Source organism: Nocardia glycosmidis (assembly GCF_052545115.1).
The window spans coordinates 1-11,103 of the sequence record NZ_JBQWRH010000021.1 but is presented as its reverse complement, the minus strand read 5'-3'; the positions used below and the strand labels follow the sequence as shown (position 1 = coordinate 11,103).

Below are 11,103 nucleotides of genomic sequence, written 5' to 3'. Positions count from 1 at the left end.
GCGGCAACCCGCGCGACAATGGGTCCAACCGCACCGATTGCGGTGGCGATATCACCGAATGACAACTCCGGTCCCTTCAGGAGGTCACATGCGCACAACAAGTTGTTCATCCTGCGACTCCGCGTTCGACCACTGCCACGGAACGCTGATCGTGCATGCCGGCCGAATCTCCGAATGCACCGAGGAGCGGTGCATGGATCCGGCCCATGCCCGGCACGCCTTCGTCATCGATTGCGGCGACCTCGCGGGCGGCTGCCGCTGCACGGAAGGCGACTCGACCCGCCGGCACGCTTTCGCGGTTCCGTACCCTGGCCGAGGTGAGCTATGACCACGTGTTGCTGCCCTCCGGTGTCGCGTCGTCGATCGCGCAGGTCGACGCCTATCTGAACACCCAACAGGGCGTCCCCGAAGCAGGGGCGGTCGCGCAGATCGCGGCCGAGCTCAACAACCGCAACGCGGAGCTACCCGAAGCGGACAGCTTTCTCAGCACGGTCTCGGTGGGCGGTGCCGACACCGGCACGGCGCTCTACGTGCCCTGCCCATACGACGCGATCGGCTTCGTGCGCCACCTGCTGTTCGAACTCGCGACTCCGCTGAACTACGCCGTCTACGACCCGCAGCTGGCCTGGCTGATCGATCCGGCCGGCCACATCCCGGCCATCGTCACCCACGGCGGCGCGGGCGAGTTTCCGTACCTGACCAAATCGCTTGCCGAACAGTGGGTTCCAGAGTTGAGCCCGCCGAACCCCTACTTGGTCGTCGAGCGCAGCGAGCAGTTCTACATCCAGACCTACCGCGGGAACGCGGGGGTCTACACCCTCGAATACCGCGACGGCTCCCCCGACGAACACTTCGGCACCTCCGTCGCCGACCCTGCCATCGTGGCCGCCATCATCTGGGACTGGGCCAACGACGAGCGGGCCCGTTTCCCCAGCCTCGCCTGGTCCCGCGTCGAACTCTGACCTCCCACCGCCCGTGCGCGCTCCCCGGTCGCCGTGCCGGAATTCGAGCGCGGCTCAGGACGAGCGCCGCTAGAGCGCGCGCCGCCCGGACAGTGCGCGACCGAGGGTCAGCTCGTCGGCGAACTCCAGATCGCCGCCCATCGGCAGGCCCGAAGCCAGTCTGGTCACGCTCAGACCGGGGAAATCGCGCAGCATCCGGACCAGGTAGGTGGCGGTTGCCTCGCCCTCGGTGTTCGGATCGGTCGCGATGATCACCTCGGTGACGTCGACGCCGTCCTCCTGATTCGCGATGCGCGCCAGCAACTCCCGGATCCGCAACTGGTCGGGGCCGACGCCGCTGAGCGGATCGAGCGCGCCGCCGAGCACGTGGTAGCGGCCACGGAACTCCCGCGTGCGCTCGATCGCCTGCACGTCCTTGGGCTCTTCGACAACGCAGATCATGGCGCGGTCGCGGCGCGGGTCGGCACAGATCCGGCACAGCTCGCCGTCGGAGACCGTCCCGCACACCACGCAGAACCGCACGCCGTCCCGCACCTTCTGCAGGGCGGCCTGCAACCGATCGATCTCCGGCGGCTCCACCTGCAGCAGATGAAAGGCGATCCGCTGCGCGCTCTTCGGACCGACGCCGGGCAGCTTGCCCAACTCGTCGATCAGATCCTGAACCGGCCCCTCGTACAACGGCTACCTCGGCTCAGAAACCGGGCAGCGAACCGCCGCCGAGACCACCGGACAGCGGCCCGAGCCGTTCCGCGGCGAGGCGCTGCGCGTTCGCCATCGCGTCGTTGACCGCGCCGATCACCAGGTCCTGCAAGGTCTCGATGTCGTCGGGGTCGACGGCCTTCGGGTCGATGATCAGCGACACCACCTCACCGGTCGCCTTGATGGTGACCTTGACCAGCCCGCCGCCCGCCGCGCCGTCCACCTCGCTCGCCGCGATCTCGGCTTGGGCTTCCAGCACCGCCTGCTGCATCTGCTGCGCCTGGGCGAGTAACTGTTGCATATCGAACTGACCACCTGGCTGCACGGGAGGGTCCTCTCTGGGGAAGGTGTCAGCGGCCAGCCTAGTCCTGCCGCGCCGGCTGCCGGGCGTGGCCCGATCGGTGCGGAGCTGTTCGCGGTGTTCGAGGCGGTGCCGGTAACAGGTTGGGCAGTGCGCGTCGAGAAAGCTCGTCCTACCATCGAAACAGGTCGGGTGAAGCGATGCAGCGAATCCGGAGACAACGATGCAGGCATACGGCTTACGTTTGCTGACCAGCGTGGCGCTCGCGCTGGGCCTACCCGGTATCTTTCTCGGCGCGGCCGGCCCTTCGGCATTCGCCGACGCCAACCCCGCCCCGCCCATCGATACAGCGCCCGTCGATACGGCACCCATCGATACAGCACCCGCCGAAGCGGAGAGCGTCGTCCCGGCCGTAGCCGACTACGGCGATGGCTGCGTTCTCTACTCGGACGACAAAGCGGCGACCCTGGATTCGCTACGGTCGCGCTGCTCACCGCCGCAGCAGGACGCCATCTTCCGCGACGCGCCGCTCGGCGCGATCCCCATGGGCGTGAAGGATGGCTGGGTGACCCGCCCGCCGGTCATGCAGGCTCTCGCGCCGCCGTTGTGGATAGGCAAGACCTTCTACACCGGGCCGGACGGGGGCTACCTGATGAACCGGATCACCCGCGCGGGTTTCGAAGCCTGGCGTGCCGACGTCTACGCCGCACCCGCCCTGACCGACGGCGGCCCGGTCTGGGCGCTCGACTACGCACCGTCACCGACGCCGCCGGTCTACGACGAAATCCGCGAGGTCACTCCGGGCGTCTGGTTCGGCTATTCCTGGTGGCGTGCGGCGTTCCAAACCACCTTGCTGCTGACCTTCGCTCTCGCATAACAGGCGCAGCCGACGGATCGGGCAACCGACCAGCAGCTTCGGTCAGGCCAGTTCGCGCTGCAGGTTCCCCAGCACCTCGGCCTGGATCTTCTTCAGCCCGAGCGGTGCGAAGATCCCCTCGAAGATGCCCTTGACGCCGCCCGCGCCCTTCCAGGTGGTGCGCAGCGTGACCTGCGCACCGGAGCCCTCCGGGGTGACGGTCCAGGTATTCACCAGCGACGAGTTCGAATCACGCTCGGTGACAATGGAATCCGATACCGACACGACCGCGTGCACATTCCGTGCACGGTTCTCGGTGGCCTGCAGCGTCCATTCCGCGACCGTGCCCGCCCCCTTGCCGCCCTCGACGACCTTGTAGTCGCGGTAATGCGGGGAGAGAATGCGCGGACGAACCGCGTCGTAGTCGGCGATCGCCTCGAGTGCGCGCTGCGGATCCGCCGCCACGACGATCGAACTGCTGGCGCTGACCTGTCCCACAATGAGCTCCTTGTCCGGATGGTGTCTCGACCGTTCCCTATCCTGCCCTGTCTCCTTGTGGCCGCACCGTCCAGCCTGGCTTGTTCTGGTCTCGTCCAACCAGTCCACACACCAGTCCGGCAGGCGTAGGCGGCGACTCGCGTAGCCAAGCTATCCGGCCCGGTATGGTCGGCCGGGAGCGCAACACCGCCCGGGTACCCGCTGTACCGGATCGAACACAGCCCGTCGCGTCGAACGTTCGGTATTCCCGATGCAACATTCGCGTGACTTTCTGCCGGATCGATCATTTCTCGGTGGCTGTAGGTAACGGTCCGTACTAGCGTCGAGGGGTGGCAGTGAGTCTGTTGGGGAAGGCCGGACGCGCACCGGCTACACGCGAATCAGGATTTGCCGCGCATCGAGCCGGTGTGGACCGCCTATTGGCGAGTTATCGCGCGATACCCGAGCACGCCAACGTCCGGTTGGCCAAGAAGACCTCGAACCTTTTCCGCGCCAGGGCAAAAAACACCGCGCCCGGTCTCGACGTCTCCGGACTCACCAAGGTCATCGCGGTGGACCCGGTCGCGCAGACTGCCGATGTCGCCGGCATGACCACCTACGAGGAGTTGGTGGCGGCCACCCTCCCGTACGGGCTGGCGCCGCTGGTCGTTCCGCAGCTCAAGACGATCACGCTGGGCGGTGCGGTCACCGGGCTCGGCATCGAGTCGACCTCGTTCCGCAGCGGTCTACCGCACGAGTCGGTGCTGGAGATGGACGTGCTGACCGGCGCGGGCGAGATCCACACCGCGACGCCGGACAACGAGTACGCCGATCTGTTCCGCGGCTTCCCGAACTCCTACGGCACCCTCGGTTACACCGTCCGGCTGAAGATCGAGCTGGAGCGGGTGCAACCGTATGTCGCCCTGCGGCACGTGCGCTTTCACGATCTGCGGGCGCTGGAGACGACCCTCGCGACGATCGTGACGGACCGGACGTTCGAGGGCGAGCGGGTCGATTACCTCGACGGCGTGGTGTTCTCCGCCGAGGAGAGCTACCTGACGCTGGGCCGCCAGACCGACGAGCCCGGCCCGACCAGCGACTACACCGGGATGGACATCTACTACCGGTCCATCCAGCACAACGGGAGCACGCCCAAGCGCGACCGCCTCACCATCCACGACTACCTGTGGCGCTGGGACACCGACTGGTTCTGGTGCTCCCGCGCATTCGGCACGCAGCACCCGAGGGTCCGCCGATTCTGGCCGAAACGCTACCGGCGCAGCAGCTTCTACTGGAAGTTGGTCGCGCTGGATCACAAGTACCACATCGGCGACAAGCTGGAGGCCCGCAAGGGCAATCCGCCGCGCGAGCGGGTGGTGCAGGACATCGAGGTACCGGTGGAGCGCACCGCCGATTTCGTGGAATGGTTTCTGCGGGAGATTCCGATCGAACCGATCTGGCTGTGCCCGCTGCGATTGCGGGAGACCGGGAAAACGGTGGACAACCACGCTGCGCTCGGCGCGTCCACGGCGCGGACCTGGCCGCTGTATCCCTTGGAGCCGAACCGAACCTACGTCAACGTCGGATTCTGGTCGGCCGTACCCACCCTCCCGGGGCAGCGCGAAGGAGCGGCCAACCGCGCCATCGAGCGCACGGTGACCGACTTCGACGGACACAAGTCGCTGTACTCGGATTCCTACTACGACGAGGATGAGTTCGCCGCGCTCTACGGCGGAAACACCTACACCGAACTGAAGAAACGCTACGACCCAGACCAGCGCTTGCTGGATTTGTATTCGAAGGCGGTGCAACGCAAATGACGACATTCCGGGACCGTTCCGATGTCTTCGCTGACCTCGGAACCAAGCTCAGCATTGCCGAGGTCTTCGAGACCCTCATCGAGGGCGACGTGCCGATCCGCCTGACCGCTTACGACGGCAGCGCGACCGGACCGGAAGATTCGGAATTCGCACTGGACATCAGGACGCCGCGCGGCATCAACTATCTGGCGACCGCCCCCGGCGATCTGGGCATGGCCCGCGCCTACATCGCCGGTGACTTGGCCGCCAGCGGTGTACACCCCGGCGATCCGTACGAAATCCTGCGGGCGATAGACGGGCTGAAGTTTCGCCGTCCGTCCGCGCTGGCCCTGGTGGCCATCGCGCGCTCGCTCGGCTGGGAGCGGCTCAAGCCGGTCGCCCCGCCGCCGCAGGAGACCTTGCCGCGCTGGCGCCGCATCGCCTTCGAGGGCCTGCGGCACTCCAAGACCCGGGACGCGGAAGCCATCCACCACCACTACGACGTTTCGAATGCCTTCTACGAGAAGGTGCTCGGCCCGTCCATGACTTACACCTGCGCGGCCTACGGTGCCGAGAACTGGTCGCTGGAACAGGCCCAGGAGAACAAGTACCGCTTGGTCTTCGAGAAGCTGCGGTTGGCCGAAGGCGACCGGCTGCTGGACATCGGCTGCGGTTGGGGCAGCATGGTCCGGTATGCCGCCAAGCGCGGCGTCAAGGTCATCGGCGTGACGCTGTCGGCCGAACAGGCGGACTGGGCGCGGAAGAAGATCGCCGAGGACGGCTTGACCGACCTGGCCGAAGTGCGCCATTCCGACTACCGCGACGTACCGGAGGGCAACTTCGACGCGGTGTCCTCGATCGGTCTCACCGAGCACATCGGCGTGCACAACTACCCGTTCTACTTCGAGTACATCAAGAGCAAGCTGCGCGACGGCGGCCTGTTCCTGAACCACTGCATCACCCGCCCGGATAACACCCGCACCACCAAGGCGGGCGATTTCATCGACCGCTACGTGTTCCCGGACGGCGAGTTGATCGGTTCCGGCCGGATCATCTCGGATATCCAGAACGTCGGACTCGAGGTGCTGCACGAGGAGAACCTGCGTGAGCACTACGCACTGACCCTGCACGAATGGTGCAAGAACCTGGTCGCCAACTGGGACGCCTGCGTCGCGGAAGTCGGCGAGGGCACCGCCAAGGTGTGGGGCCTGTACATGGCGGGCTGCCGGCTCGGCTTCCAGCGCAACGTGGTTCAACTGCACCAGGTCCTCGGCGTCAAACTGCCCGCCGACGGCGATTGGACCGTGCCGCTGCGGCCGTGGTGGCAGCCGTAATCCGGCGCGTTCACAAGACCTGACTGCCCGCCTCGTCCAGGAGCTCGTCCAGGAACTGGGCGGGCAGTTCAGTGTCCCCGACCTGACCCGATGGCGGCAGATCGGCGCGCAGCACGCGCAGGATGCCGACCACGCCGGGGCCGGCGTCCAGCAGCGGCCTGGTCCAGCCGAGCCCGGCGCAGGTCGCGACGGCGGGCAGCAGCAGGTTGGTGGCCTCCCCGACCCAACCCGAGGCGGCCAGACATTCCGCGAGCAGCAGCGCCGCGTCCAATTGCGCGCGCGGGCGGCGCTTTTCGAGCGTGTGGTCATAGAGCGCGCGGGCGCGTCGCACGGCCCGGTCATCGGAACCGACCCGGTGTTCGGTGAGCAGCGCCCGGATCGCGGCCAGTTCCTCGGCCTCCGCGGCGAGCAGGGCAGCGCCGCTGCGCCGGTGCCCTGCGAGCAGCGGCGTGGACTCGGCGCCGTCGATGTACCGGCGGTCCGCGGTGTCCGGTGGCAGGCCCAGCCGCAATCGTTCGGCGCGGATGTGCGCGCTCAACCGGGCCAGACGGTTGTCGATGGCGATGCGGGCGCCCTCGTCCAGCCGGGTGGCCGCGGTGTACAGGTCGCCCCGGACCGCCTTGACCCTGGCGCCGACGACGAAAGTCGAGATCAGGAAGTCCACCGGGCCGACCCGCGTAACCAGTTCGTGACTCTCGTCGAGCAATGGGTCGGCGGTACCCAGATCGCCCCGGCGGTAACTCAGTTCCCCGAGTAGCGCGGCGGCGACGCGAACCGCGTACGAGCGCGGGCCCGAGCGCGCCCGCGCGAGGTCCCATGCCTGCTGGAAGCAGCGGGTGGCGGTCGCGATGTCGAGTTCCTCGTAGGCGGCCGCGCCCTGGCCGCAGCGGCCGAAGACGATGCCGAGCGGGTCCTTCGAGCGCTCGTGGTACTCCTCCACCCATTCCTGGACCTTCCTGGCGCCTTCGAAATCGAACTCGCACAGGCGCACGAAGGTGGTCAGGTTCGCCGCGGTCGAGACCGTCCACGGCGGCAGTTCGTCCGGGTGTTGCAGACAGTCGGCAACCCGGTCCAGCACACCGTCGGTGTGGTCGCGCGCGATCTGGTCCGCGGCGGCGAGCACCACCGCTTGGCAGCGCTGCACGCGCACATCGTCGTCGCTGGACGAACCACTCGCCAGAATGTTCGACAACCTGCCCAGCGCGTTGCGCGCCGCGCCGGACTGCTGCAGGTTGACATTGGCCCTGGCCACCGCCATCAGCAGCTTCGAGCGTGAAGCCACCTGCTGCATCGGCAGTTTCGACACGCTGCTCAGCAGGGTGGCGAGGCGGGAGGCGTCGATCAGGTCCATGCCGCCGCTCTCCAGCAGGTCGAGCGCCATCTTCAGGTCGGGCGCGGCCAGCGCGTGATCGATCGACTTGCGCAGCAGCTGATGCTCGGCGTACCAGCGAGAAGCCCTGCGATGCAGATTCTTCGCCTTGCCCGGGTGGACCCGGTCGAGCCGGGTCCGCAGATGCTCGGCGAACAGCGGCTGCATGCGGAACCAGTCCGGGTCGTGGTCGACGCGCCGCAGGAACAGTTCACGCTGCTCGGCCTGCTCGAGCAGTTGGTCGGCGTCCGGCTCGTCGGTCAGCGCCGCGGCGAGCGAACCGCTCACCCGCTCGGTCACCGCGATCGACATCAGGAACTCGAGCATCCTCGGTTCCAGTGTGTCCAGCACGTTCTCGGCGAGGTACTCGCGGATGCCGTGGTCACCCTCGGACAGGGTGGCGATCAGCTGTGCGGGGTCGGTGTTGCCGCGCAGCGACAGCCCGACCAGCTGGATTGCGGCAGGCCAGCCGTCCGTGGCCGTGTGGATCTCGGTGACCTGTTCGGGTGTGAGGTCGAACCCATTGCGCTGCACCAGGATCTGCCTGGTCTCCGCCTCGGTCAGGCGCAGCGCGGACGAGCCGATCTCGACCAGTTCGTCTTGCACCCGCATCCGGCCGGTCGGCAGTCCGGACTGCACCCGGCTGGTCACCACGAAGCGCAGGTGGTGACAGCCGTGGTCCAGCAGCGCCTCCATCGCCCGATGCGCGCCGGTATCGGTGACCCGATGCCAGTCCTCGACGATCACCACGACCGGCTTGCCCGCGGCATGGATCTCGTCGATGAGCGTGGGTATCACGAAGGCGGCAGCTTCGGCGGGCCGTTCCTCGAGCACCTGCTCCAGACCGCTGCCGACATCCGGATGCACGTGGCGTATCGCCTGGATGAGGTGCGCCAGGAACCAGATTTCATTGTCGTCGTCCCGGTCGATGCCGATCCAGGCGACCGCGGCATCGGTCCCGGCGAGTTCGGCGCGCCACTGCGCGGCCAGCGCGCTCTTGCCGAATCCCGCGGGTCCGTGGATCACCGTGAGCCTGCGCCGGCCACCCGCGCGCAAGATATTCAGCAAACGTGGCCGCGGCGCCGGGGCGTGCGTCGGTGTCGGCGGACGAAATTTGGTCACGGCCGTCGGCGGCATGGTGATCGTTCCCGGCGTACCCGGGTGCTGCGAGACAGCCGGCCGCAGCGTCAACGGCCAGCTGCGTCGCGCGGTGACCGCGGGCCGGGAACCGGTCCATACCGCAGTCGGCTCGTCGGTGGCGGTCGACGGTGTGGACTCGGGTTCGACCGTGGTGTCCAGCAGCGCCATCTCATCGGGCAACTGATCATGGTCGTGCTGGATGGCGCGCAGCGCTTCGCCGAATTCGTACGCGCTGACCGGACGGTCGCGCGGATCCGGGGACATGGCGTGTTCGATGACTGCGGCCACGTCCGGCGGCAAATCCTGTTCGCGCAGGTCCGGCACCGGCTGCGTGGTGATCCGCAGAAATTGGGCGACCACCCGCTCGCCCGCCCGTCGTTCGAAGGCCGCGTGCCCGGTGAGCAACGCGAACAACGTCGAGCCGAGGCCGTAGATATCGGAGCGAACAGTCGGCTCGTCGCCCTTGAGCACCTCCGGCGCGGTGAACGCGGGCGAACCGGTGATCATGCTGCTCGACGTACGGAACCCGCCCGGAATGCGGGCGATCCCGAAATCGGTCAGCTGCGGCTCGCCGTAACCACTGAGCAGGACGTTGGCCGGTTTCACATCTCGGTGCAGGATGTGGGCGCGGTGCGCGCTCTCGATCGCACCGGCCAGCTTCACCCCGGCTCGTAGTGAGTCCGACCAGGTCAGCGGACCGTTATCCCGGATCAGCTGTTCCAGCGACCCGTGCGTGCAGTACGGCATCACGATCAGCGGCATGCCGGTGGCGGTGACGCCCACCTGGAGGATGTCGACGATATTCGGATGGCCGGACAGCCTGCCCATGGCCTGTTCCTCGCGCAGGAAGCGCTCCCGGCTTTCCTGATCGATCTCCGAGGAGAGCACTTTCACCGCGACGACCCGGTCCAGCGCGGTCTGGATGCAGCGATACACCACCCCGAACCCGCCGCGGCCGATCTCCACCGCCCCGGACAGGCCCATCGCCTCCAGCTCGTCGGTGATTTCGATGGCCACCGGATGCTGCGTATTCGATTCGGCCGCAGTCGATTCGGGGCCCACCCGACCCGAACTCGTCTGTGGATTCATGTGATCACCTCGATCTCACATCGAGCCGACGTCACCGGCGATCAACGTCGCACCGAACACCACGATGTCCGATATGTCTGCGCATACTCCAACGTAGCGCGGCGGGCGAGCACACGTCTCGCCGCTCGCGCGATTCGCGCCGGTGGGCGCTCGGCCGCGGGCTCGGTGTCCGGGGCGAGCAGCGACGAAATACGTTCCATCATGTTCTGGCGCTTGATGTTCTGAAATGCGGCGACTTACTGCCGACCATCCGGCCGGCCCAGGTCTGGACCTCGGATAATTCCGCGCCAGTCGTGCGCGCACCGGTAGGTGTCGCCTCGGCTGGTTATCTCGGCCGTGTCCGGCCCGTAAACGCGGATACCCAAGTAGGAGTCGGCCAATCGGGCGGCCCCGAGAAACCACTCCGAATGAGTGCGGTCGCCCGCGACGATATCGGATCGACTTCGGTCGATAGATTGCTTCTCGAGGGAGCTTTCTTTATTCGTAAAGTATCTTCCAATTAGACGAGACCGGACTTGGAGGAATCCTGTCGACACCCGACGGCAACCAGCGCCCCCCGGAGCATCAGCCGCGATCGGACACGAGCGAGGTCTACCGGCGGTACCTGAGCGCAGTCGTGCTGCATGAACAAGCCGCAGCCAGGGCGGTCGAGCTGGGTGCGACCGATCTCTACGCACTGAACATCCTCGAACTCGCCGGGCCGATGACGCCGGGCGAGTTGGGCGCACGCAGCGGACTGACCACCGGCCCGACGACGCGGCTCGTCGATCGAATGGAGGACGCGGGCTACGTGCGCCGCGTGCCGGTGCCCGGCGACCGGCGCAAGGTGACCGTCGAACTGGTCGGTGCACCGGCCGATCTGGATGAGGTCCTGGCCCCGGCGCGGCAGCGGATCAGCGAGATCATCGACAGCTATTCAGCGCACCAGCGCGAGGTGCTGTTCGACTACTTCATCCGGGCGGCGGCCGCCTACCAGTCCGCCGCCGACGATCTGCGCCACGCCGACTGACCGACGGCCAGGGCGATGACCTGGCTGATCCGGCCGTTGTCGAAACGACGAAAGCCCGCCACGCGGAA

Annotated in this window: 9 protein-coding genes; 5 read left to right on the top strand and 4 right to left on the bottom strand. The window is 67.3% G+C overall.

Features of this window, described 5'->3' with window-relative positions; translation table 11 throughout:
• The first annotated feature begins 317 nt into the window (after nucleotides 1–317).
• Nucleotides 318–962, top strand: coding sequence for a hypothetical protein (locus ACT86A_RS23140; protein ID WP_445094299.1), 645 nt, complete (start codon nucleotides 318–320; stop codon nucleotides 960–962).
• 69 nt (nucleotides 963–1,031) lie between these two features.
• Here the strand turns inward: ACT86A_RS23140 and recR are convergent, their stop codons facing one another.
• Together recR and ACT86A_RS23130 are read right to left on the bottom strand one after the other, a co-directional pair.
• On the bottom strand, nucleotides 1,032–1,640 hold the full coding sequence (recR, locus tag ACT86A_RS23135) for a recombination mediator RecR (RefSeq protein ID WP_364326588.1): 609 nt from the start codon (nucleotides 1,638–1,640) through the stop codon (nucleotides 1,032–1,034).
• Between the two features lie 13 nt (nucleotides 1,641–1,653).
• A complete protein-coding gene (locus ACT86A_RS23130) occupies nucleotides 1,654–1,986 on the bottom strand; it encodes a YbaB/EbfC family nucleoid-associated protein (RefSeq protein WP_445094298.1) in 333 nt (110 codons plus the stop codon).
• Nucleotides 1,987–2,185: 199 nt separating this feature from the next.
• Between ACT86A_RS23130 and ACT86A_RS23125 the strand changes: the two genes are divergently transcribed.
• Nucleotides 2,186–2,839, top strand: coding sequence for a hypothetical protein (locus ACT86A_RS23125; RefSeq protein WP_445094297.1), 654 nt, complete (start codon nucleotides 2,186–2,188; stop codon nucleotides 2,837–2,839).
• Nucleotides 2,840–2,881: 42 nt separating this feature from the next.
• Here the strand turns inward: ACT86A_RS23125 and ACT86A_RS23120 are convergent, their stop codons facing one another.
• Nucleotides 2,882–3,316, bottom strand: coding sequence for an SRPBCC family protein (locus tag ACT86A_RS23120; RefSeq protein ID WP_445094296.1), 435 nt, complete (start codon nucleotides 3,314–3,316; stop codon nucleotides 2,882–2,884).
• 335 nt (nucleotides 3,317–3,651) lie between these two features.
• On the opposite strand from ACT86A_RS23120, the gene ACT86A_RS23115 reads away from it, so the two are divergent.
• Entirely contained in the window at nucleotides 3,652–5,115 is a 1,464-nt protein-coding gene (locus ACT86A_RS23115) for an FAD-binding oxidoreductase (protein ID WP_445094295.1), read from the top strand.
• Nucleotides 5,112–6,428 carry a class I SAM-dependent methyltransferase gene (locus ACT86A_RS23110; RefSeq protein ID WP_445094294.1) on the top strand — a complete coding sequence of 439 codons (1,317 nt, stop codon included), beginning with the start codon at nucleotides 5,112–5,114 and terminating at the stop codon, nucleotides 6,426–6,428. Before ACT86A_RS23115 ends, ACT86A_RS23110 begins: the two co-directional genes overlap by 4 nt.
• 10 nt (nucleotides 6,429–6,438) lie before the next feature.
• On the opposite strand, the gene ACT86A_RS23105 is transcribed toward ACT86A_RS23110, so the two are convergent.
• Complete coding sequence (locus ACT86A_RS23105) at nucleotides 6,439–10,026, bottom strand: protein kinase domain-containing protein (protein ID WP_445094293.1); 3,588 nt, start codon at nucleotides 10,024–10,026, stop codon at nucleotides 6,439–6,441.
• Nucleotides 10,027–10,642: 616 nt separating this feature from the next.
• On the opposite strand from ACT86A_RS23105, the gene ACT86A_RS23100 reads away from it, so the two are divergent.
• Nucleotides 10,643–11,035 carry a MarR family winged helix-turn-helix transcriptional regulator gene (locus ACT86A_RS23100; RefSeq protein ID WP_445094292.1) on the top strand — a complete coding sequence of 131 codons (393 nt, stop codon included), beginning with the start codon at nucleotides 10,643–10,645 and terminating at the stop codon, nucleotides 11,033–11,035.
• Nucleotides 11,036–11,103 lie beyond the last annotated feature (68 nt).